Here is a 23265-nt window from a genome sequence, read left to right as displayed (position 1 = left end):
GTCGGCGGCACAGGTGTCGGCCCGGTTCGTGTACCGCAGCGCCCTGCGCCGGTCCTGTTCGTCGCGATCGAAGTGGATGCCGACCAGCGAGAACATGGGATCGCCGCTTCCGCCTTCCATCGCCTCGCGCATCAAATCGAGGTCCCGGGCAGCGCTCTCACTGTTCCGAGGCGCTTGGGAGGAAGCCTCACCGTGCCCCTTGGCGGGCCTCGGTGTCACGCATCTCGTCCACCGCAGCTTCTGGTCGGAGAGCGAGGCAGGCAGGGCTTCTGGTCCCGGCGTGGTCACGGCGCCCGTCCCGCCGTCGGCACCTGTGCATCCGGTGAGTGCCGTGAGGGTCACCCTGAGCGTCATGGTGACAAGCGCCCGGCGCCGGCCGCCGCGCCGGGGGCCCGACGCCACGTCGAGTGGCGCCAAATGATGCTTCATCAAGTAACCGTCTGTTCCTCTGTGCGGAATGCTCTGCGCCCACATCGTCCTCGCCGCCTTGGCGACCGGCCGGGCCCGTCGTGCGCGCCGCCCCGCTTCCTGCCCTCACACCCGAGGTGCGGTCCGGCAGGAGCTGGTGGCAGTCCCATCAAACAACGCCCGGATACCCGCGGCCCAGCGTCGACGACCGAAGTCCGCGGATCTTTCGGTCGCCCGGCTCGTCCTTTTCGGTCACACATGGGCGCTCCACCCTGAAGACACCACTCGGTACCGTCACATCCACTCTTCGGGCCGAGACTTCCATCTCTTCGGTCGGTGGCCCTGGCTGGGGAGCCGGCCCGGATGGTGTGATCTGATCACTTCCCCTCTCGCTTCCCCCGCGCGAACACGGTCCGCCAAAAGCTCCGTTCGGGCCGGGAGTTGCGCATGAGCCATGACAGGAACGACCAAGGCGACATCGGAGGCAACCACGTGGCGGCAACGGCCCAGAGCACCCTGCAATTGAGTCCTGCTCAGATACGGCAGGAGGTGGAGGATGTTCTGCGGTCGCATTTGGAGGAGCGCGCCTCGGGCATGGACGGAGAGCCCCCGATGCCCCAGGAACTGCTGCGCATGATGGACGCGTATGTGCTCAAGGGCGGAAAGCGGGTGCGCTCGCTCCTCTGTGTGGCGGGCTGGCACGCCGCACGGGGACAGGGGCCCGTGCAGCCCGTCATCCGGGTCGCCGCCTCCCTGGAGATGTTCCACGCGAGCGCCCTGCTCCACGACGACGTCATGGACGACAGTGAGCTGCGCCGCGGCCGGCCCACCGCCCACCGGGCTCTGGCCAGGTTTCACTCCGGTCACCCCGAGGCGGTCAGGCTGGGCGTCAGTGCCACGATCCTCCTGGGCGATCTCGCCCTGGCCTGGTCCGACCACCTCGTGAACACCGCGGGCCTCACCTCGCAGCAGCGCGAGGCGGCAGGCACCGTGATCGACGCCATGCGCACGGCCACGGCGTACGGACAGTACCGCGATCTCACCGCGGCCCATCAGGGCACGCTGCGTGCCGACGAGGCATTGTTCATCGCCCGTTACAAGACGGCGAGATACACCGTGGAGACGCCCCTGCTCCTCGGAGCAGCGCTGGCGGGAGCCGACGCGGACGTGAGGGAGCAGCTCAGGGACTTCGCCGTGCCCCTGGGGGTCGCCTTCCAGCTCCGCGACGATCTGCTGGGGGTGTACGGCGACCCGGAGAAGACCGGGAAGTCGCGGAGTGAGGACATCAGGGACGGCAAATGCACGCTGCTCGCCTCCATCGCCGTCGCGGCCGTGGCCCCGGACGAGGCGGCGCGGCTGCGGGAGTTGCTCGGCGACCGGGATCTCGATGCGGCGGGAGAGGCGGAAGCCCGTCGTCTGATGGAGCAGTCGGGCGCCCGCGCGGCGGTCGAGGCCCGCATCAGCGGTCTGCGGGACGAGGCGCTGGGAGTCCTGCGAACAGCGTCCTTCCCGTCAGCGGTCGTCGACGACCTGCGCGTTCTGGCCCAATCGGTCACCGCCCGTGCCGCCTGAGCATCCCGGGCACGACGATCGGGCAACACTTCGAGCCCTCGCTCCCTTTCCGGCTGTACCGCCGGTCGGAAGCGAGGGCTCGGGCGTGCGTTCGCTCAGGGAGCGATGCGGTCCCTTGGGCCACGGACCCGCGGACGGGTCGTGAGCCAGTAGACGAAGGCCCACGGTGCGGTGAGGAGTGCGATCCCGGTGACCAGAGTCGTGCCACCCCCGACGAGGAACACGGCCCAGACGACGACTGCGGTCAGGGCCGTGAGCAGGGAGGCGATGGTCCAGAGAAGACCGCGGGTCAGCCTTCCACGAGCGGGCGTTGTCACCGGCATGAGCGGCCTGCCCGGCCGGAGCGGGACGACTTGGCATGGGGGCCTGTGCGGTGATTCATCACCGCACAGGCGGGGTTGAACGTGTGGGAGGCGGGCGACGGAATCGCTGTTCACGACGGGAGTCCAGTCGGTGGGGGGTGAAAGAGGGGCGTGGGGTCCCGGACGGTCCGGACATCATCGAGGCATGGAAATCTGCATGTAGCGGCGAGGTTGAGGAAGGACGCGGATGTCCCCGGGGGAACGTCCGATCGACTCCCGGTTGTTGGGGTGGATGGGGGTTCGGATGGTGGACTCCCAGGGGTCGGACCCTTCGAGGGGTTCGGGGGCCGGAAGAGGCACCGGCCTGCACCGCCCGCCTGGGCTGTTGGCGGCGGAGGCGCTGCGCGTGGCCAGGACGTACACACTGCACAGGCTGAGCAGGAGGGCACAGGAGAGAACGACGATGATGGCACCGGCGATGCTGCTGCGGCCGAACCGGTCGGACGGCGCGTGCACACAGGTCGCCTGTGGCGGTACGGGCAACGGCACGGTCACCGGCTGCCGTGTCCGAGGGACCTCGGGCGCGCCCCCGGCCGTTGCCGGAGGGTTCTCTGCGGGTGCGGACGGCGGCATGGTGGTCATGGGTGTTCCCGTGGGTGTCAACGGCGGGCCCCGTCCCTTCTTCGCAAGGCTCTCCCGCGCGGCGGCATGGCGGCGGCCTCGGGGTGGGGTGCCCGCATGGAGTGAACGCCCTGCGCGTACCGGTGCCTGGGGCCCGGGACGACGGCGTTCAGCGAAGCGGTCGATCCGATCTCACCAGGGTCTCGCCGCCGGGGCCAGGGTTACGCACCGTAAGGTCCAGATCTTTCGGCGGGGGCGCCGATCCTTTCGGTAGGCCCACTCGGGCCTCGTCGACCTCCCGGAAATCCGCGCCCGGCGGCACCCTCCTTCGGCCATGAGATGGAGTGCCGGATGTTTCCCGCCGTGTTCGGCACAGAGCCTTGCGGCGGGTGGGCGCGAAAAGTACGACGATAGGGCGCAGGAACGGCGGTCAATCGGAGGAGATCAGTATGGTGCACGCGAGAGCCGGTCAGCCGGCCGGGCCTGACGAGCTCGTGGATGTGGCGCGGCTTCTGACGGCGTACTACACACTCCACCCGGACCCGGCAGAGGCCGGTCAGAGGGTCGCCTTCGGTACCTCGGGGCACCGCGGCTCATCCTTGGACGCCGCCTTCAACGACGACCATATCGCCGCCACCACCCAGGCGATCTGCGATTACCGGGCATCCCAGGGCATCACGGGACCGTTGTTCCTCGGCGCGGACACCCACGCGCTGTCCGAGCCCGCACGCGCCACCGCGCTGGAGGTACTGGCCGCCAACGACGTCACGGTGCTGATCGACAGTGCCGACGGCTACACGCCGACCCCGGCTGTCTCGCACGCAGTCCTCAGCCACAACCGTGCCGCCTCGGGACGGCCCGCGTCCGACGGCATCGTGGTCACTCCGTCCCACAATCCGCCCCGCGACGGAGGATTCAAGTACAACCCGCCGAGCGGCGGCCCGGCGGGATCGGACGCCACTGGCTGGATTCAGGACCGCGCCAACACCCTGCTGGAGGCCGGACTCGCCGGGGTGCGCCGCATCGCGTACGCCAGGGCGCTGGCCGTCGGCACCACTGAGCGTTACGACTTCCTCGGCCACTACGTCGAGGATCTGCCGAGCGTCCTCGATCTGGACGCCGTGCGCGCGGCCGGGGTGCGCATCGGCGCCGACCCGCTCGGCGGGGCCTCCGTGGCGTACTGGGGGCGCATCGCCGAGACACACCGTCTCGATCTCACCGTGGTGAACCCGGTCGTCGACCCCGCATGGCGATTCATGACGCTCGACTGGGACGGCAGGATCCGGATGGACTGCTCGTCGCCGTACGCGATGGCCTCGTTGATCGGCAACAAGGACGCGTACACGGTCTCCACCGGAAACGACGCGGACGCCGACCGGCACGGGATCGTCACCCCGGACGGCGGTCTGATGAATCCCAACCACTACCTCGCGGTCGCGATCGACTACCTCTTCCGTCACCGCAGCGACTGGCCCGCCACCGCCGCGGTCGGCAAGACGCTGGTGTCCTCCTCGATGATCGACCGGGTCGCGTCCGACCTGGGCCGTCGACTCGTCGAAGTGCCGGTCGGCTTCAAATGGTTCGTGGACGGACTGAGCAGCGGTTCGATCGCCTTCGGAGGCGAAGAGTCCGCGGGGGCTTCCTTCCTGCGTCGCGACGGACGGGTGTGGACGACGGACAAGGACGGAATCCTGCTGGCCCTGCTCGCCGCGGAGATCACGGCGATCACCGGCAGCAGCCCCACGCAGTTGTACGGCGCGCTCACCAAGAAATTCGGAACGCCCGCCTACGCCCGCGTGGACGCACCCGCCGACCGCGAGCAGAAGGCGCTCCTCGCCAAGCTCTCCGCGGACCAGGTGCGCGCGGACCGGCTGGCGGGCGAACCGATCACCGATGTACTCACCGAGGCGCCCGGCGGGGCGCCGATCGGCGGGCTGAAGGTCTGCACGGAGAACGCCTGGTTCGCCGCCCGGCCCTCCGGTACCGAGGAGATCTACAAGATCTATGCGGAGAGCTTCCTCGGGGAGTCCCATCTCGCCGAAGTGCAGGAGGAGGCACGCACGTTGGTCGAGGAAAGCCTGGGCGGCACCGCGTAGCCGGAGGCCGCCCGGCCGCGGGCGGCCTCTCCCACGCCGTCGAGGCAGCCCGGGGGCCGTGGGCGAGTCCGCCGCTCCGGAACACGACCGGTCACGCCGACGCGGCCGAGTTTCACCCGATCGGTGTATATGCGGCTCATTTCCTCATCGCGCGTATTCGGCGGGTAGTAACTTGCGTGTTCCTTGCCCGGATCAAGTGGGGATGTCCGTGTCCGGAGAGAACCTTCCGCCTCGCCCGTACAGCCGCACCGAGGCCACCCGTCTGTTGTGCGCCGGCGTCTGTCTGGACGTCTCCTTCCGGCGCCGTGTCATCGGCGAACTGGTCGGACACCGGGAACGGCCCGTGGCGCCGCCGCTGGGCGTGGACGTCCTGCCCGTCCTGGCCCACGCCCTGCGCGTCGTGCGCCAGGAAACGACAACGGCTCTGCTGCTGCTCGCCGTATGGGCCGGATTCTTCGTCAGCGATGTGGTGACGTTCTGGGACGCGCTGGGGGACCAGTGGGGCGAAGACGCCGACGTGCAGTTCTCGGACGTGTTGACTGCGTTCTACTCCGGGGACGAGGCCCTGAACCTCACCGGAGGCATGCCGCTGCCCTGGTCCCAGCTGTACGCCATGGTCGCGGTGGCGCTGTGGTTCGCCGCCACTGTCTCCGCGCGGGGAACGGACGGCCTCTCCGCCCGGCGGAGCGGTCAGGTCGCCCAGGCAGTGCAGGGCGCCGGACGCCTGGTCGGCGTCGGCGCACGGCTGTTCGCGGGTTTCTACTGGATCAGGTACGTCTTCGGCGTGCTCGACGGCACGGTCCAGACCCCTTACCCCCTGATCTTCCCGCTGCTGATCGCTCTGGTGGTCTGGTGGCATCAGCTGGAGAACAGGCGCGCTCTTGCCACCTGGCTGTCCAAGTGGACCTTCAGGGAAGCGGTTCAGCCCACTCTGCCGGCAGGACCGCTGTACGAGGACTTGCAGGCGAGCATCAGCCGCGAGCAGGCCGCCTCGCTCACGCTCTACGACGTGGACAGCCCGTTCGTGGGCGTCGGGTCTCCTCGCAAGCCCTGGTCCTTCGCTCTGGAGCTGAAGCCGGAGACAGCACCGAAGCCTGCCGCCGACGGCGTACCGCACCAGACCACCGGAGACGGCCTGCCCGACCAGTGGGGACGGCCGCTCACGGCCCGGAGCGCCCTGGACATGATCAAGCCCGCACTGCGGACGCTCAGAGCATCCGCCAAGGAGTCCGGCAGGGACCGGCTGTGCGACCTGGAGATCGAAGAGTTCGTGTTTCTGCCGGGCGGAGTGGAACGGGACGAGCCCCTGCAACTGGGCTCGGGCCGCGGAGCGCAGAACGGAAGCTGGCCGAACGGGCGCGGCGCGACGGTGTACGACCCCCAGCAGGTGGAGCGGCACTGCGAGGAGGCTGTGGACGAGGGCGGTGAGGGACGCCGGGTCTTTCTGCGTATCAGGGTGGGCGCCTGGCACGAGCAGGTCGTCGTCACCGTGCTGGTCCGGGTCCACACCCAGGGCAACATGCTCGTCCTGGAGGTCGTGCCCTATGTACTCGGCCCCGTGCGCAAGGACTTCAAGAAGATCGACGCCCTCATGGAGGAGCTGCCGGAAGAGTGGTGGCGAGGCGCCGTGCGCGCGCTGCGGGACGCCCCTGCGGCGGGGGTCGCGGTGGGACTCGGGGCCGCGGCGGGCTTCGGCGCGCAGGTGCGGACGGAGACCGCCGATCGCGACCCGGCTCCCGACGTACCGCGCGTCTCGCTGCGCGAGGAGGCCAGTACGCAGACGTTGTCTCCGTTCCAGGAGATGGACGTCACCCGGTACATCAAGACGATCCAGGACCGCGTCGTGAACGGGATGCGGGAAGCGCTGAAGCAGCACGGCTACCGCACCGACCGCTTCGAGCAGCACGTCTACCAACTCAGCGGCGGCAGTGTCTTCATCGGCGAGATGTCGGGCGGCGCGGTGTCGACCGGCACCCATGGAAGTGCGTCGCACACGAACGGGGCACCGCGCACGGGCGCGGCGCCCGACACGGAGGGGAGCAGGGCATGAGCGGTACGGAAGGGGACACCCCGTCCCGCCCCGCGGAGCGCAGGGGAGAGACGGGCGGAGGGAACGTGAGCATCGGCGCCATGCGCGGAGGCTCCGTCGCCACGGGCTCGCACGGTGTGGCGACATCGGTCAACACCACGGCGGGGCCCAGCCCGGAACACAGTGAGCTGCTCGATGCCATCCGGGCCATGCGCAGCGCACTTCCCGGCGAGAACTCCAGCGCCGAGGACCGGGCACTCGACGGTGAACTCGCCGAGGCGGAGGCCGAGATCGTCCGGGACGGCACGGCCGCCCGGAGCAGTCTGACGCGACTGCTGGCGGGGGTACGAGGATGGCTGGGCAGCAATGCCGCCGCGGCGGGAGCGGTCGCCTCGGCCACCGCCGTCGTCCAGGGCATCGCACAACTGCTGGCGTGACGGGCGGAGAAGCATGCGCGTATTCGACGTCGACCGGCAGGAGTGGGCCGGCGACGAGCGGGAAACACGGTTCGACGGCGACCAGCAGATGCAGGCCGCCAAGCAAGGGCAGATGTTGCGCCGGGCGGTCGCCGTGCTCGCCGCGGTCGGGCTCTGTTTCCTCGTCTGGGCGCTGGGCTGGAAGGACGAGCCGCAGCCGGTCGAGGACGCCGCGCCCCCGCAGCCCACAGCGACCGAGTCCTTTGACGACGGCTCTTCCGACGAGCCGTCGGCGGAGTCGTCCGAGACTGCCTCGGCCGCCACGGTTCCGGCGGATTTCGCCATCGTGCAGGACAAGGAGGGCTTCCGGTCCGCCGTGCCCTCGGTCTGGGAGCGCAGCAGCCGCCCGTCGCAGTACGGCATGGACGTGGTCGAGTACAGCAGCCCCGACGGAACACGGCGCCTGCAGGTGTTCGCGGTGATGGAGACATCGCCTTACGCCTCGCTCCAGGCGGCGCAGGCGGAGGCCAGGAAGCTGGACGGTTATCAGGTGATCACCCTGGAGGAGAAGACGGGCACTGCCCGAAAGGCGGCCACACACGAGTACCGGGCCGACGAAGTGGCCGGAGAGGCGCAGAGCTTCACCCGGCATGTCATCGACTACCGCTTCGAGGCGGAAGACGGACAGCGGTACGCCCTGGTGGCCTACGGCTCCGACGCCGACGGCTCGGCCGACGAACAGGAACTGCTGGACACGGCTCTGACATGGTTCTGCCCTCCGGGCACCGTGTGTCCGACACCGACCGGCTGATCTCCACGCGGTCCCCGCCGGGTACGGAATTCCTGGCGGGGACCTGCTGGTTCAGCGCGTCACTTCATCGAGGACGGGCGGATGTTCTGGTTGAGCCGGAACACATTGGCCGGGTCGTACTCGTCCTTCACCCGCACCAGCCGGTCGTGGACCGCGTCCGGATACGAGGCGCGGACCTTGTCCTCGGTCGCGTCACCCGTGAAGTTGACGTACATCGAACCGTCGCCGTGCCGCGCGATCTCGCCCCGCGTCGCGCGTGCCCACGCGGCGTGCCCGTCGAACCCTTCCGGCTCGGGGGAGCGGGCGATCACATTGCACAGAACGCTTGCGTCCCGGTGGCTGAAGGCGGTTGCCCCCTCGGGGACACGGCCGAAGGCGCCGCCGAGCTGGTGCAGATGGATTTCGCTGGCGGGCGTCGGTGTGGTGAGGTGCAGGCGAGTCACCGAATCGATCGCCGCGTCGGACGGCTCGATGAAGGCCGAGGTGAAGTAGTTGTGCGCGCCACGCGTCCACAGCGGGTCCAGCAGTGACTGCATGCCGAGGTAGGGGATGGGGCCCATGACGTCGGCGATCGGGGTGCCGAGCGCGCGCAGCGGACGGACCGCTGCCTCCCCGGCCTCGACAGGGCCGGCGTACAAACCGGCGACGACCACGATCCGGGTTCCGTGCACGGCCTCCGGCAGGAACGGCAGGGGAGGCGCGGTGGTCAGGTTGACCAGGGTCGTCAGCTCATCCGGCATCTTCGCCGTCAGGTCACGCCATCCGGAGATCACCTGCCGCGCTTCGTCGGCGCCGTAGATGATCAGGCCGCCGAGCACCTCCGGACCCACCGGGTGAAGCTCGAACTCGAACGACGTGACGACGCCGAAGTTGCCGCCGCCGCCGCGCAGCGCCCAGAACAGATCGGCGTTCTCGTCGGCACTGGCGTGCACCAGCCGGCCGTCCGCGGTGACGACATCGGCCGCGACCAGATTGTCGCAGGCCAGGCCATGACGGCGCAGAAGCCAGCCCACACCGCCGCCCAGTGTGAATCCCGCGACGCCGGTGCTCGACACGAGGCCGCCGGTCAGGGCGAGGCCGAACGCCTGGGTCTCGCGGTCGAGATCCGCCCAGGTCAGTCCGGGCTGTGCGCGAACCCGACGCCGTACGGGGTCGACCCACGCGCCCTTCATCGCGGAGAGGTCGATGACGACGCCGTCGTCGCAGGTGGAGAACCCGGCGATGCTGTGTGCGCCGCCGCGCACGGCGATGAGCAGGTTCTGGCTGCGGGCGAACTCGACCGCCCGGATCACGTCGGCGGTCCCGGCGCAGCGCACCACCAGAGCCGGCTTGCGGTCGTGCGCGGCGTTCCAGATCGCCCTGGCCTCGTCGTACGACGGGTCACCGGGGCGTATCGCGGTGCCGCGCAGTGCCGCCTCCAGCTCACCGATGGTGGCGTCCCCGAGGACGCCCTGTGCAGTCTCGATCGACATGGCCGCTCTCCTTGAAGTGGGATGTGCTCCGACATCAAGGAACGTACGAAGTGCCGCTTAGCACCGGGTTAGCGCCGACTTTGCGGCCCTGGGCGGATCCGGCGCAGGTGCGCGAGACCGGCTGTGTCGCCCAGCTGGGTGAACAGGCCGAGGGCGTGGGCGGCTGATGCCTCGGCGCTGTCGTGGTCGTGTGCCTCCTCGGCGAGCCGGAACAGCATGATCTCCACCCAGCCGGTGGCGCAGGTCGACCCGGCCACGCCTTCGAGCCCCAGGGCGCGGGTGAGCACGGCCCGGGCCGTGGCGTGATCGCCCGCAGCGCGGGCCAGGAGTCCCAGATGGAGCAGGCTGTTCATGGCACCGGGAATGTCGTCGGTGTCCTCGAAGCCGGCGTGCGCCCGGTCGATCGCCACCCGTGCGCCGTCGATGTCGCCGACGGCCATGGCGAGCAGGCCGCCGTTGCCCAGCGTGACTCCGACCGCCCGGCGGTCGCCGAGCCGGCGTCTGATCAGCAGGGCGGAGTCGAGGTAAGCCCGGGCCCTGTCGTACTCCCGTAGCGTGCGAGCGATGTTTCCGAGGGTGTTGAGAGCCAGCGACTCGCCGTGCTGGTCGCCGAGCGCGCGGAAGCAGGCGAGGCTCTGTTCGGCTGTGGACGTGGCCTCGTCCGCTTCACCGTCCAGACGAGCGGCCCGGGCCAGGTTGGACAGTGCGTATCCACGAGCCTGCGCGGGGCCGACGAGTTGTCCGATCAGTACGGTCTCTTCGAAGAACAGGGACACCCTGCCGTCGGAGTCCTCCTCGAGCGCGTAACCGGGGGTCATGACCGGGAAGAACGGCCGGGCTCCGCCGTCCACGTCCGACAGCAGGCGCAGGCACGTCGTGAAAGCGTCCCGGGCGCCCTTCGCCTGGCCGCGGCACACGGCCCAGATGCCTCGCAGGTGCTCGGCGGACGCGAGAACGGTCGGTTCGCCGTCGGCGAGTTCGCATGCCTCCTCGAGCGCGTCCCGTGCCTCGTCCCAGGTGCCGCGCATCCACAGCAGGATCGCCTGCTGGTAGCAGGCGTACGCCAGTGCCGCCCGGTCGTCTCGCCCCCGGTGGACCGCCACGATCTCGGCACCGATGGAAGCCAGCCGGGAGCCGTCACCGAGCCGGATCGCGAGGATGCCCTGCCCGAAGAGCGCGCGGGCCCGCAGGGGGGTCGGCGCCGATGCCGCGGCGAGGGCGTCGTCCAGTTGGCGCTGCCCCTCGGCGAGGTGCCCACGCTCCACCCAGAACCGTTGCAGTGCGACCGCGAGCCGCAGCGCGCTGTCGGGGTCGCACGCGAGGGCCGACCTCAGTGCGGCGCGGAGGTTGTCGCCGTCGGCTTCGAGGGGGAGCGATGTCCCGCTCCGGCCCGGGATCCGGGCGGTCAGCTCGGGGTCGTGCGCCTCGGCCAGTGCGAGATAGTAGCGGCGGTGCGTGCTCTGCGTCCGTACCTCTTCCCCCGCTTCTCGCAACTGCTCCCGGGCGAACTGGCGGATGACCTCCAGCAGTCGGTAGCGCGTCTCCTCGCTTCGGCGGTCCACCGCCACCAACGACTTGTCGACCAGCTGCCCCAGCAGGTCGAGCACCGCCTCGGGGGCGATGTCCCCGGCGCACACGTCCTCCACCGCTGCCAGCGAGAAGCCGCCGGTGAACACGGCGAGCCTGCGAAGGAGCAACCGTTCCTCGGGGCCGAGCAGCTGGTGGCTCCACTCCAGCGTCGCGAGCAGCGTCTGCTGCCGGGTCACCGTGGGCCTGCCACCCTGTCCGAGGAGGGTGAGAGCGTCGTCGAGCCGGTCGGCGATCTGCCGCGGCGCCAGCACGCGTACGCACGCGGCCGCCAGCTCCAGGGCCAGAGGCATCCCGTCCAGTCTGAAGCAGATCTGGGCGACGGCGGGCGCATTGTCCGGGCTCAGCCGGAAGTCGGGCACGGCCTGCGCGGCTCGTTCCACGAACAGTCCTACGGAGGGGAAACGGCCGAGTTCGGCGGTCGGCGGCAGACGCAGCACGTCCGGGAGTCCCAGGGACGGCACCCGCCAGGTGTGCTCTCCGTAGGCATGCAGTGTCTCCTGACTGGTGGCCAGTACGACGACCTGGGGGCAGTGGGCCAGCACCTCCGCGACGAGGGCGGCGCACGACTCGACCAGATGCTCGCAGTTGTCGAGCACGAGCAGCAGTTCGCGCCCGGCGATCTGCGCGGCCAGTGCCGCCCGAGTCCCCTCGCCCTGCGGGAGCTGGATGCCGAGAACGGCGGCGACCGCGTCCGGAACGGACCGGGGGTCGGTGAGCGCGGCGAGGTCGACGAACCACACACCGTCGCGGACCGTTTCGACGCGACGGGCCGCGACGGCCAGCGCGAGGCGGGTCTTGCCGCAGCCGCCAGGCCCCGTCAGGGTCAGCAGCCGACTGCGCGAGAGCACTTCCTCCACCTCGGCGATCTCTCGTTCCCGGCCGATGAACGTGGTCATCGGCGTCGGCAGATTGTGCCGACGCAGGAGGCGTGGAGCAGGTTCTGCGGGCTCCTCGACCGAGCCCACCAGCAGCGTGCGGTAGAGCTCCCGGCTCTGCGGGTCGGGGTCCGACCCGGCCTCGCCCTGGAGGGCGTCGCGCAGCTGCTCGTAGGCGGTCAGCGCTTCGTGGCGCCGTCCGTCGGCTGCGAAGACCCGCATGAGTGCCCGGTGGCCCGGCTCGTTCAGTGGATCGGCGGCGACGAGCGCCCGCAGAACCTCGACCGCGTCGGCGGTACGACCCTCCTGCTCCAGCGCTTCGGCGAGGCCGAGTCTCAGTCGGCTGCGCCGCACGGCGAGCGCGTCGCGAGCCTCCTGCGTCCAGGGCTCGAAGGTGTCCTCGGGCAACAGTTCGCGCTCGGCCAGGGCGAGCGCGGCCCGGTAGTCCGACGGGCTGCCGTCGGCAGCCGCCTGCCCTGCGGCCCGCTCCAGTTCGTCGAGGTCGACGTGGACACCGCTGTCCGGGCCGAGCACGACCATGTCGTCCCGCAGAACGACGACATCGCCGGGCGTCCCGGCGGTCGCCAGCGCGCGGCGTACGGCATGCAGCACCTGGTGCAGATTGTTGTTGGCGGCGGCTTCATCGAGGTCCGGCCACAGCAGGTCGCAGAGCCGTTCCCGGTGGAGCCGGTGGCCCGGAGTGAGCGCCAGTAGCTTCAGTACGCTCCTGGCCTTGCGCAGCCGCCACACCCCGGAGGCGACGTCGGTGTCCGCGACCGCGACGTGGAAGCCACCGAGCAGTCCAATGCGTACCGCGTCGGCCATGTCCGCCCAGGGGCTATGGAGAACGGGTGGTTCTGCCGGTCGGCCCGGTGTCACCATCCCGGCCTCGCTGGTCATGCAGTCGACCGGCGCTCACCGGCGGATCCGGCCGCCGAGGACGCGCAGGGCGTACGCCGGTCATTTTACAGAGCCACGGTCCACGGGCCGCTGACACCGGCGCCGGGGAGCGCGCGGGACGTCCGGGCCCGGCGGGTGCCGGACGCCAAGGGCCGGGCATCCGGTGGTGACCGTCGACCGGCTGGGCACCCGGTCGACCGGTTCACCCGGAAGAAGTCACTCGTGCAGGTGGCGCGGGAATGTGGGCGCCCGGACGGACTGGTCCTGCGCAAAGGTGTGGGCATGCGTCAGCTGATCACGCCCGTCGCCCTGGCCGCCGCCGTCCTGCTGGGCGCGACCGGCTGCGTCTCCCTGTCCCCTACGGCCCGCACGGTCACGCCCAGTCACACTCCCGCGGCGGAGCGGTCACCGTCGCCGGTCGAGTGGCGTCCGGTGCAGCCGGCGGGGCGTGAGGTGCTGGCAAGCAGCGAGCCGGAGGTGCAGCCGCGCAAGAAGCCCGCGCAGGCGCCTTTGCGGCGGCGTATCGCGGTGAACGCCCATCCACGCCTTCCGCGGCACCATGCCCACCCGGCACCGGCACGGCGCGGTACGCCGCCGAAGGCGCACCGGCCGCGGGGCAGGAAGCCGCACCCGGCGCTGCGGCCCGCGGGTCCTCGGCGCTCGTACGACATGAGTGGCCTGTGCCACGTCTCCGAGGGTGTGGTGAACCCGGGCATCAGCGCGATGTGCAGGAACGTGTACGGCCGCTGATCCGGTGCGGTTCCACCCGCCGGCCCCTGGCGGCAGGGGTGCACAGGTGTTTACCAGAAGGAATGCGCGGTACCCGTCGCGGCTGGGGCGCGGCAGCCGCAACGAGGTCGTTTCTGTGGGGGAGTGGCGAGGAAAGACGGTGCAAGGCGGGTAGGGCGGGGCAGTCGACTACGCGACCTGTCGGGCAGCGAAAGGACGAACACCGTGGCACGATCGAGGATTCTTGTGGTGGGAGCCGGTTTCGCCGGCATCGAATGTGTGCGTCGGCTGGAACGCGAACTGACCCCGGCGGAGGCGGACATCTCGGGGCGAGGTCGGGCTCGACCCATCCGGTCCGGGCGGGCGTACTCGCCAGCGTCGCGGACCGGTAGAAGCGGCTGAGCAGGCGTTTGTCGAGCAGGTCGGGCTGGTGTTCGGCGAAGGCGCGGAAGCCGGCGACGGCCTCGGGCGGCAGCCCGCCGAGCGCGCGGTCCTCCAGGCGGGCCAGGGTCTGCCGGATCGTGTCGGCGGGCGGCGCGGCCGGTGGGGGTGAGCGCGATGAGCACGCTCGGCGGTCGCCGGTGCGGGCGCCGCGGGTGTGTCCCCGTCGCTCCAGCCGGTCCAGGACGCTGGTCAGCGTCGTCGGCCGCGTACCCGCGGCGGCGCCGAGTTCGGAGACCCTGCGGGGGCGGCCGTCGGCGAGATTGGCCAGAGCGTTGACCTCGGAGGCCGTCAGGTCGAGGTCGACAAGCTCCGCGTGCCCGGCCACCCGACTGTCAGTGGTGGCTGGGATGGTGGTGGACATGGACGAGTTGATGCGAGGCCGGGTGTACGGCGCCGACCATGACGATCCCGATCCGGGCCCGAGGCCGGGTCATGTGTACAGGGAGTTGGTCGGGGGGCCGCTGGACGGGCTGCTGTTGGATGTCACCGGCTGGACGGCGAAGGAACTGGCGGAGACCGCCGCGCTCCCCACCGAGCTGGCCTCGTACGGCCCCGGTGGCCGGGCGACGTACGGTCCCAGGGACGACGATCCGCGTCGTTGGGACTGGCGCGGCGACATGCGCTGAGGAGGTGCCCGGAGTTGCCTTTTCGCGCACGGGTGCCCCGGGGGACGAGCCCTCCGGGGCGGCGTGTGCCGCTCAATGTGCCCGGGCCCGCCGCTGTACGTACACACGACTGTGGGGTGTTGTGACGAGATGCTATTGGGGGCATTCGGGTGGTAAGCGGCCTCTCATGCAACTGGGAACAGGCCGACGGGACTCCTTCTGGTCAGTCACGGCACACAGGAGGTTCTGATGAACACCACACAGATTCCCGCCCGTTCGATGACCACGCCGCAATGGGCGCGCGACGCCTACCGCTTCCCCGCCCTGCCCGACGACCTCGACCAGCAGGAGTCCACGACGGCGGTCGACGCGGGCGGTGACTACCTTCTGGCCGCCCCCGACCCCATGCAGCGGCTCCCCTTCGCGCTGCCGGCCCCGGACATGCGCCGCCTCGATCTGCATGCTGCGCTGACCACCTCGGGGGTTGCGCCGCTCCCCGGCGATCTCGCCGCCATCCATGTCCTGTGCGAACTCGACGACGCCACCGTGGCCACGGTCCTGCGGTGGATCACCAGCACGGGATGAGGAGCCTGCCGTGGGGCCGCGCGGGCCGGGGCTTACCGTTCGAGCCCTGAGCCCGGACCCGCCCCGCTCGGCCCCGTAGATCAGCAGAGCACCTGCAGCGAGCCTGGCCGGACCCTCGCCACGACGGGGAGCGAAGCCTCGATCTCGCCGTCCGCGCCGTACGGCATGGCGCGGTCGGCCTCGATACGGATCTCCTTGCCCCGGAGGACTTCCACTTCGGGGCGGAGCACATGCGCTCCCGTCTTCAGCTCGTTCATGATCGTGAAGAACAGCCGCTTGGGTGCGTGCCGGATCACCACCACATCCAGCAGTCCGTCGTCGAGCGTCGCATCGGGGGCGATCTGGCGGCCGAACCCGTAGAACCGGGAGTTGGCGGCGACGACCGTGTAGCCGCGCCTCTGGTGCCGCTCCCCGTCGACGGTGATGGTGTACTGCGCCGGCTTCCAGGTGAGCACGGCCCGCATGCCTCCGGTGTAGTACGCGGCGGCGCCCCCGAAGATCCGGGAGTTGTTGGCGTACTGGTTGGCGACGGCGTCCACGCCCGCGTACACACTCCCCAGGACGCATGTCCCGGCGTGCTTCGCCGAGTTGAGCTGGATGGTGTCGACCGCCCGTGGTGAGCCGTCGACGAGCAGCCGCGCAAGCGCTGCCGTGTCGTCGGGCAGACCGAGGGCGCGGGCGAAGTCGTTGCCCCGGCCGGCCGGGACGATGCCGAAGACCGTGCCGGTGCCGCTGAGGGCTCCGCCGACGCAGCCGGCGATCCCGTCGCCTCCCACGGCGAGGACGACATGCCCGCGTGCGCCGGCCCGGAGGGCCAGATCCCGTGCGTGGTGCAGACTGCGGCTGTATTCGGTGTCGAGTTTCGCCCCGGCCTCACGCAGAAGGCGGGCCAGCGGGAGCAGTGCCGCAGTGCCGCTGGAGCCCCCTGCGGTGGGGTTGACGATGGCGGTGAAATGTCGCATGGATACGCCTCCGGATGGCACCGGGCAGGTCAGCGGACGGGGATGAGGACACCGGGGTTGAGGATGCCGGCGGGGTCGAGCTCGTTCTTGACAGCCTGCAGGATGCGAACGCCGACGGAGCCGATCTCCTGCGTGTACCAGTCCCGGTGGTCGGTGCCGACGCCGTGGTGGTGGCTGATGGTGCCGCCGGCCGCAAGGATGGCGTCGTTGGCCGCGCGCTTGACCGGGGCCCAGTGGGCGACCGGATCGCCTCCCTGCGCGCAGACCACGGTGAAGTACAGGGACGCGCCGTTCTCATAGACGTGCGAGATGTGGCACATGACCAGGGGCGGGGTGCCCGCTTCGGTCAGCGTGTTCGTGAGCGCCTCGCGCACCGCCGTGTACAGCGCCGAAAGGCCGGACCAGAAGGTGGCGGTCTCCAGGGTCTCGACGAAGGCCCCGGCGTCCAGCAGGGAGTCGCGCAGATAGGGGGCGTTGTAGCGGCCGTGGGCCCAGCGGTCGCCGGGCTCCTCGCCGAGGAGTTCGCCCCCGCAGGCGAGCAGTACGTCTCTGGCTCGGGCGCGCCGGTCCGCGGTGTCCTCGGCCGTTCCTTCGTAGCCGGCGATGGCCATGCAGCCGGCGGACTGCCCGGCCTCGGACTGACCAATGGCGTCCGGCTGAGCGAGACCGATGAAGGTCTCCGTCTCGTCGGACAGACGCAGCACGGTGGGCTGCGGGCCTTGCTGGGCAAGGGTCCGCAGCGCGAGCGCTCCCTGTTCGAAGGAGGGGAAGCGCCAGCCCTCGTAGACCTTGGTCTGCGGCAGGGGGCGGATGCGTACCGTCACGGCCGTGATGACGCCGAGAGCGCCTTCCGAGCCGAGAATCAGCTGGCGCAGGTCCGGGCCGGCAGCGGACCGGGGTGCGCGGCCCACCTCCAGAGAGCCTTCGGGGGTGGCGACGGTCAGACCCAGCACCATGTCGTCGAACCGGCCGTAGCCCGCCGACGCCTGGCCACTGGAGCGGGCGGCGGCGAACCCGCCGATGGTGGCCCACTCGTACGACTGCGGGAAGTGGCCCAGGGTGAAGCCTCGTTCGTTGAGGAGCGCCTCGCACCGGGGCGCGCGCAGACCCGGTTGCAGGACGGCGGTGCGCGACACCTCGTCGAGAGTGACCAGGCGGTCCAGGCGGCGCAGGTCCAGGGCGACGAAGGGACGTCGCCGCTCGGGGGCGAGGCCGCCGACGACCGAGGTTCCGCCGCCGAACGGGACGGCGGCCAGGCCGTGTCCGGCGCAGACGCGGAGCACGGCAAGCACCTCGTCGTGGGTGGCCGGCAGAGCCACTGCCGCGGGGATGTCGTCGACCTCCCCGGCACGGATGCGCAGCAGGTCGGGGGTGGACTTGCCCCGTGTGTGCCGGATACGCGCTTCGGCGTCCGTGAGCAGATGTGCCGGGCTGCCCAGGCAATCGGCGAGTGCCGTACGGGCCTCGTCGCCGAGGGGGCTCTCGGGCACGGCTATGGCGTCGATGTCGGCCGGGCCGCTCTTGCCGGGGGTGACGCCGAGCAGATCACGCAGCAGGCCGGTCACCGAGTCCGGCAGCGGGGCCGCCTTGGCCGGGTCGCCCCAGCCGCTCCACAACATCTCCACTTGGAACCTCACCGTTCGATTTTGCGGGTCGTCGTGTCGCACGTCCCCCGAGGCATTACACTGTGACAGATGACGCCCATTCGTCACAACCGTTCGGACGGAGACGCCGTCCTCGATGCCGCACGCGACTGTGTCCTCGCTGTCGGTGTGCGCCGCACCACCCTGACCGACGTGGCCCGTCGCGCCGGGGTGTCCCGCATGACGCTCTATCGCCGCTGGCCGGACGTGAGAACCCTGGTCGGCGACGTCATGACCCGTGAGTGGATCGCGCTCGCCATCGCCACCATGCCCGACGAGGTGCCCGGCATCGCCACGCGGGAGCGGATCGTGGGCGGACTCGTCGCCGGCGTCGCCGCCTTCCGCGACCACCCGCTGTTCCGCAAGATCATCGATGTGGACCCGGAACTGCTGCTGCCCTACATGCTCGACCGCCGGGGCGCCAGCCAGGACGCTCTGCTGGGCCTGATCGTGGGAGCGCTGCGGGAAGGACATACGGACGGCACAGTACGGCCGATGCACCCGGACCTTCAGGCACGCGCACTGCTGCTCGTCGTCCAGTCCTTCACCCTCTCGCTGCGCACCATGGCCGACGAGACCGACCCCGAACTCGACGACGCGGCCTTCCTCGAAGAGCTGCGGACCATTCTGGAGAGGACCCTCACGCCATGAGCCCCTCACGCGGATCGGCCCCCAGCTCCCTCAACGCGGCACGGCGAAGCCGTGAGCTTCGCCAACTCGCCGACGGGGCCCGCGTCGACGTGCTGGTCGTGGGGCTCGGCGCGACCGGCGCCGGAGCCGCGCTGGACGCGGCGTCACGGGGACTCACCGTCGCCGCCGTCGATGCCCACGACCTCGCGTTCGGGACCTCCCGGTGGAGCTCGAAACTCATCCACGGCGGACTGCGCTACCTGGCCACCGGCCAGCTCGACGTCGCCCACGAGAGCGCCGTCGAACGCGGCGTCCTCATGGAACGCACCGCCCCCCACCTGGTGCGTGCCCAGCCCTTCGTGCTGCCGCTCACCCCGCTCGTCTCCCGCGGCCAGGCCGCGCTCGCCTGGGCCGGCTTCAGGGCGGGAGACGTACTGCGGGCCTCCGCCCGCACGTCGCGCGCGACCCTGCCCGCCCCCCGAACCCTCTCCCGCGTCGAGACCCGCCACATGGTGCCGGCGCTGCGTCCCGGGGGACTGCGCGGGGGGCTGCTGTCCTGGGACGGCCAGCTCACCGACGACGCACGCCTGGTCACCGCGATAGCCCGCACGGCGGCTGCGCACGGAGCCCGCATCCTCACGCGCACTCGAGCCCAGTCGCTCAGCGGCTCCGGCGCGCGGGTACGCGACGAACTCACCGGAGAGGAGTTCGACATCCGTGCCCGCACCGTCATCAACGCCACCGGGGTCTGGGCCGGCGACCTGGTCGGCGACGTCCGGCTGCGCCCGTCGCGCGGTACGCATCTGGTGCTCCGCGCGGAGGAGCTGGGCAGCCTGACGGCCGGCATGCACATCCCGATCCCGGGGGAGCCGAACCGTTTCGTCCTCGTCCTGCCGCAGGGCGACGGCCGTGTGTACGTGGGGCTGACCGACGAGCCGGTCGACGGGGACATCCCGGACGTGCCCGAAGCGCCCGAAACGGACATCGGCTTCCTCCTCGACGTCCTGGGCTCGGCCCTCGACGTACCCCTGAACCGGGACGCCGTGGTGGGTGCCTTCGCCGGACTGCGACCGCTCCTGAACACCACCACGGCGACCGGCACCGGCCGCACCGCCGACATCTCCCGCAAACACGCCGTGCTCACCTCCCCCGAGGGCGTGACCACGATCGTCGGGGGCAAGCTCACCACCTATCGGCGCATGGCCCAGGACGCCGTCGACGCCGCCGTAACCGCACGCGGTCTGACCGCACCGCGGAGCCGTACGACATCGATCCCCCTGGTCGGCGCCGCGTCACCGGCAACGCTCGGCACCCTCGCGGCGCCGCGGCGCCTGGTGCGCCGCTACGGAGCCGAGGCGCCGGCCGTTCATGAACTCGGCCTCACCGATCCCCTGCTGGCCCAGCCCGTCGTTCCCGGTCACCCGGTCACCGGAGCGGAACTCCTGTGGGCGGTACGCCACGAAGGAGCCCTCGACGAATCGGACATCCTCGACCGCCGCACCCGCATCGGCCTGGTCCCGCACGACCGGCAGGCGGCGGGCGAGGCCGCGCGCGCCGCACTCGCACGCTGAGGCGCCGCTGGCCGGCGGAAGCAGAAGGAGGCTCAGCCGTCCGCCTCGGTGATGACCGACGTCAGGGCGGCGAGCGGTGGCCAGGCGGCCTGACCCGTACGCGTGAGGAGGAAGGTACGGCGACGGCCCGCCAGGGGGTCCAGACGGCGGTAGGAGACGTCCGGACGGTGCCGCTCGATGCCGGATTCGGCGAGCAGGGCGAAGCCGAGGTCCGCAGCGACCAGGCTGTTGACGAGATGAAGACTGTCGACGCGGTGGGCGATCCGGGGAGTGAATCCGGCGATGGCGCAGACCCGCTGGACGAGTTCGTCGTCGTCGGTCCCGCGGGAGTTGGCGATCCAGCCGGTGTCCGCGAACCGGGCGAGCTCGGGCACGGTGACGGGCCGGGTGGCATCCGGATGGCCGGAGGGGACGGCGAGAAAGAGGGGCTGGTCATCGATCTGCCGAGCGCTCAGCTCCGGGGACAGGGCCCGCGGGACCAGGCTGTAGTCGTACACGATGCCCAGGTCGATGCTGCCGGAGCGCAGCAGCTCCGCGGTGTGCTCCGGTTCGTGTTCATGGACCTCCACCGCGATCCGCGGGTACCGCGCACGCAACCGCTCCAGGGCGGGCAGCACCACGGGTTCGACCGCGGTGAAGAAACTCGCCAGCCGCACCCGGCCGACGGGATCGGCCGTGCCGCGCAGCTCGGATCGCGCCTGCTCGACGGCGGCGAGAATGCCCACGGCGTGCTCGACGAGGCGTTCGCCGGCCGGGGTGAGCTGGACGCGTCGGCCGACCGGTGTCAGCAGCGGCACGCCGACCTCGCTCTCCAGTATGCCGAGGTGCTTGGACACGGCTGATGTCCCGTAGCCGGTGTGCGCCGCCACCGCGGCCATGGTGCCCAGTCTGTGCAGGTCGACGAGCAGCCTGAGCCGTCGCAGATCCAGGAAGTGTTCGCTGTCCGGTGCGGTCATTGCGGTCATCCCTTGATTGTCCACCTGAAGTGGCTGGTCCATCCACTAATGGCCCGTGGACAGAAACGGACGAGGGCCGGTCCAATGGCCTGGTGACCGCTCCCGCAACTCCCGCCGCTTCTGCCACCGCCCCCGCAAACGCGAGGCGTACGAACGCGACCTCCGGGCCCCGCCGGGTGCCGGGGGCGGTCCTCGTCCTGATCGCCATGGCCGTGCTGCACACGGGCAGCGCCCTTGCGACCGAGCTTTTCCCCGCGCTGGGCCCGGCCGGCACCACCTGGCTGCGCCTGTCCTTCGCCGGACTCTTCCTGCTCGCGTTCACCGGCAGATCCCTCTGGCGCACGCTGCGGTCCGCCCCCCGCGCCGACCTCGTGGCCACCGCCCTTCTCGGCCTGGTCAGCGCCGCCATGATGCTGTTCTTCTCGGAGGCGAGCGCACGGCTTCCCCTGGGCACAGCCACCGCACTGGAGTTCCTCGGACCGCTGAGCGTCGCGGTTGTCGCCTCACGACGGGGCAGGGAACTGGCCTGGCTCGCCCTCGCCGCGGCAGGGGTACTTCTGCTCACCTCGCCCTGGACGGGGGTGACGAGCTCGACGGGCATCCTCTTCGGACTGGGATCCGCGGCCTGCTGGGCGCTCTACGTCGTCGGTACGGCACATGTCGGCAGCCGGTTCAGCGCGCCGCACGCACTGGCGATCTCGCTCACCGTCGCCGCGCTGGCAGCCGCCCCCTTCGGGGCGTCCGCGGCCGTCGCTGCCCTGACCTGGCAGACGGTCGCGGCGGCCGCGGGCATCGCGGTGCTCATGCCGCTGGTGCCGTTCCTGCTGGAGATGAAGGCACTGCAGCGCATCGGCAAGACGACCTACGGCACGCTCGCCGGCCTGGAACCGGCCGTCAGCCTGCTCGCGGGCATGATCCTCATCGCGCAGACACCCGACGTGCTGCAACTGGCCGGAACCGCGCTGGTGGTGACCGCGGGGATCGGAGCCACGCGGGCAGAGTCACGGCGTTGACGGGGTCGCGGACGACGCCGCACCCGGGCGCCACACTGACCGAACCAGCCGTGCTGGCGGGCTTGCTGGGCGACCTTCCGGCCACGTACATCACGTGCCTGCTCGACGGCCCCGAGCCGAGCGACGAAGTGGTCGCACTGCTGCAGAGCGAGCACTGGCGCCTGGCGGAGATGGACACCGGCCACTGGCCGATGTTCTCCCAGCCGCGCGAGCCCGCCCGGATTCTGTCCCGGTCGGTCATGGATTCCTGAGGGAGGGGACGCCTGTCCGTCCGTTCAGCCGGGACGGCCGGGAGGGGGCGAGGCCGGGTCAGCTCGCCAGGATGGCGATACGACGCGACCAGGTCGGGTCGGCGAGCTGCGCGACCATGAAGTGGGCGACGTTCGCGCGGCTGATGCCGGGCATGCCGGCGAAGTCGAAGCGATCACCGACGCGATATTTTCCGTCGAAGGGCTGATCGGTGAGCCGGACCGGGTAGACAAGCGTCACGTCCAGGCCGCTGGCAAGGAGCTCGCGGTCCGCCCGCTCCTTGTCGGGGTAGATCCTCCTCAAGAGCGTCCGGTAGAAGAGCCGTTGTGTCCGGGAAGCCTGCTCCTTGGTCCTTCCGACGCCGAAGGCGGAGAGGAAGACCAATCGATCGACCCCGGCTGTGTGAAGCGCCGGGACGAGGGCGTCCACGGTGCGTCCGACGACGTCGGAGGTGAGGCTCTTGCCCGTCCCCATCGTGCAGAGCACCGCGTCCTGGCCTCTGGCGGCATCGGCGACCGTCTGCTGGTCGGTGACATCGCCGACGATCACCGTCAGCCGGTCATCGAGCCGGGGAAGCTTTTCGGGACTGCGCACCAGTGCGGTGATGTCATGGCCTTCTTCGTGGGCCCGGCGAACCACCTGGAGGCCGGTGGGCCCGGTCGCGCCGAGAAGCAGAAGTTTCATGGTGATTCCCGTCCCTCGCCATCCCGGGCCCCAAGCGCCCGGGGTCCGGGATTCACCCGTCCGCCGCCAGGTGGAAGCCACCGAAGTGGTGGGTTCCGGCCG

Annotated in this window: 19 protein-coding genes and 2 pseudogenes; 12 read left to right on the top strand and 9 right to left on the bottom strand. The window is 70.8% G+C overall.

Annotation, left to right across the window (positions count from 1 at the left end):
• Positions 1-855: 855 nt before the first annotated feature.
• Positions 856-1980, top strand: a complete 1125-nt coding sequence (locus OG293_RS02155; RefSeq protein ID WP_405997026.1) for a polyprenyl synthetase family protein — start codon at positions 856-858, stop codon at positions 1978-1980.
• 95 nt (positions 1981-2075) lie between these two features.
• Here OG293_RS02155 and OG293_RS02150 read toward each other — a convergent pair whose 3' ends face one another.
• Both OG293_RS02150 and OG293_RS02145 read right to left on the bottom strand, forming a co-directional pair.
• On the bottom strand, positions 2076-2297 hold the full coding sequence (locus tag OG293_RS02150; RefSeq protein WP_405997025.1) for a hypothetical protein: 222 nt from the start codon (positions 2295-2297) through the stop codon (positions 2076-2078).
• A 180-nt stretch (positions 2298-2477) separates the two neighbouring features.
• A complete protein-coding gene (locus OG293_RS02145; protein ID WP_405997024.1) occupies positions 2478-2924 on the bottom strand; it encodes a hypothetical protein in 447 nt (148 codons plus the stop codon).
• A gap of 428 nt (positions 2925-3352) precedes the next feature.
• On the opposite strand from OG293_RS02145, the gene pgm reads away from it, so the two are divergent.
• The 4 genes from pgm (at position 3353) to OG293_RS02125 (ending at position 8255) form a co-directional block, all read left to right on the top strand.
• Positions 3353-4999 (top strand): phosphoglucomutase (alpha-D-glucose-1,6-bisphosphate-dependent), encoded by a 1647-nt coding sequence (gene pgm / locus OG293_RS02140; protein WP_405997023.1) that lies wholly within the window; start codon positions 3353-3355, stop codon positions 4997-4999.
• 202 nt (positions 5000-5201) lie between these two features.
• Entirely contained in the window at positions 5202-7049 is a 1848-nt protein-coding gene (locus OG293_RS02135; protein WP_405997022.1) for a hypothetical protein, read from the top strand.
• Entirely contained in the window at positions 7046-7465 is a 420-nt protein-coding gene (locus OG293_RS02130; protein ID WP_405997021.1) for a hypothetical protein, read from the top strand. The genes OG293_RS02135 and OG293_RS02130 overlap by 4 nt, the downstream gene beginning before the upstream one ends.
• Positions 7466-7478: 13 nt before the next feature.
• Positions 7479-8255 (top strand): hypothetical protein, encoded by a 777-nt coding sequence (locus tag OG293_RS02125; RefSeq protein ID WP_405997020.1) that lies wholly within the window; start codon positions 7479-7481, stop codon positions 8253-8255.
• A 59-nt stretch (positions 8256-8314) separates the two neighbouring features.
• On the opposite strand, the gene OG293_RS02120 is transcribed toward OG293_RS02125, so the two are convergent.
• On the bottom strand, positions 8315-9727 hold the full coding sequence (locus OG293_RS02120) for an FAD-binding oxidoreductase (protein WP_405997019.1): 1413 nt from the start codon (positions 9725-9727) through the stop codon (positions 8315-8317).
• A gap of 68 nt (positions 9728-9795) precedes the next feature.
• Positions 9796-13017 (bottom strand): BTAD domain-containing putative transcriptional regulator, encoded by a 3222-nt coding sequence (locus OG293_RS02115; RefSeq protein ID WP_405997018.1) that lies wholly within the window; start codon positions 13015-13017, stop codon positions 9796-9798.
• Between the two features lie 357 nt (positions 13018-13374).
• Between OG293_RS02115 and OG293_RS02110 the strand changes: the two genes are divergently transcribed.
• Positions 13375-13842: a hypothetical protein gene (locus tag OG293_RS02110; RefSeq protein WP_405997017.1), complete on the top strand. Its 468-nt coding sequence runs from the start codon at positions 13375-13377 to the stop codon at positions 13840-13842.
• A gap of 607 nt (positions 13843-14449) precedes the next feature.
• Here the strand turns inward: OG293_RS02110 and OG293_RS02105 are convergent.
• Positions 14450-14626: pseudogene (locus OG293_RS02105) on the bottom strand (hypothetical protein); the annotation flags it as partial.
• Between OG293_RS02105 and OG293_RS02100 the strand changes: the two are divergent.
• Positions 14625-14891, top strand: a complete 267-nt coding sequence (locus OG293_RS02100) for a hypothetical protein (protein ID WP_405997016.1) — start codon at positions 14625-14627, stop codon at positions 14889-14891. The pseudogene OG293_RS02105 and the gene OG293_RS02100 overlap by 2 nt on opposite strands.
• A gap of 228 nt (positions 14892-15119) precedes the next feature.
• Positions 15120-15455 carry a hypothetical protein gene (locus OG293_RS02095; RefSeq protein WP_405997015.1) on the top strand — a complete coding sequence of 112 codons (336 nt, stop codon included), beginning with the start codon at positions 15120-15122 and terminating at the stop codon, positions 15453-15455.
• Between the two features lie 80 nt (positions 15456-15535).
• On the opposite strand, the gene OG293_RS02090 is transcribed toward OG293_RS02095, so the two are convergent.
• Entirely contained in the window at positions 15536-16417 is an 882-nt protein-coding gene (locus tag OG293_RS02090; RefSeq protein WP_405997014.1) for a diacylglycerol/lipid kinase family protein, read from the bottom strand.
• Positions 16418-16446: 29 nt separating this feature from the next.
• A complete protein-coding gene (locus tag OG293_RS02085; RefSeq protein WP_406003480.1) occupies positions 16447-18042 on the bottom strand; it encodes an FAD-binding oxidoreductase in 1596 nt (531 codons plus the stop codon).
• 69 nt (positions 18043-18111) lie between these two features.
• On the opposite strand from OG293_RS02085, the gene OG293_RS02080 reads away from it, so the two are divergent.
• Both OG293_RS02080 and OG293_RS02075 read left to right on the top strand, forming a co-directional pair.
• Positions 18112-18711 (top strand): TetR/AcrR family transcriptional regulator, encoded by a 600-nt coding sequence (locus OG293_RS02080; protein WP_405997013.1) that lies wholly within the window; start codon positions 18112-18114, stop codon positions 18709-18711.
• Positions 18708-20261 (top strand): glycerol-3-phosphate dehydrogenase/oxidase, encoded by a 1554-nt coding sequence (locus tag OG293_RS02075; protein WP_405997012.1) that lies wholly within the window; start codon positions 18708-18710, stop codon positions 20259-20261. The genes OG293_RS02080 and OG293_RS02075 overlap by 4 nt, the downstream gene beginning before the upstream one ends.
• 32 nt (positions 20262-20293) lie before the next feature.
• Here OG293_RS02075 and OG293_RS02070 read toward each other — a convergent pair whose 3' ends face one another.
• Positions 20294-21226, bottom strand: coding sequence for a LysR family transcriptional regulator (locus OG293_RS02070; RefSeq protein WP_405997011.1), 933 nt, complete (start codon positions 21224-21226; stop codon positions 20294-20296).
• Positions 21227-21309: 83 nt separating this feature from the next.
• Between OG293_RS02070 and OG293_RS02065 the strand changes: the two genes are divergently transcribed.
• Together OG293_RS02065 and OG293_RS02060 are read left to right on the top strand one after the other, a co-directional pair.
• Positions 21310-22230 (top strand): EamA family transporter, encoded by a 921-nt coding sequence (locus OG293_RS02065; protein ID WP_405997010.1) that lies wholly within the window; start codon positions 21310-21312, stop codon positions 22228-22230.
• Between the two features lie 11 nt (positions 22231-22241).
• Positions 22242-22481: pseudogene (locus tag OG293_RS02060) on the top strand (alpha/beta hydrolase); the annotation flags it as partial.
• 58 nt (positions 22482-22539) lie between these two features.
• Here the strand turns inward: OG293_RS02060 and OG293_RS02055 are convergent.
• The gene (locus OG293_RS02055; RefSeq protein ID WP_405997009.1) at positions 22540-23163 is read right to left on the bottom strand and encodes an NAD(P)-dependent oxidoreductase; all 624 of its coding nucleotides are present in this window, start codon (positions 23161-23163) and stop codon (positions 22540-22542) included.
• Positions 23164-23265 lie beyond the last annotated feature (102 nt).

The organism is Streptomyces sp. NBC_00829, from assembly GCF_045161795.1.
Lineage (GTDB): Bacteria > Actinomycetota > Actinomycetes > Streptomycetales > Streptomycetaceae > Streptomyces.
Note: the sequence above shows the minus strand (reverse complement) of the source record. Positions and strands in the feature narration are given on the sequence as shown.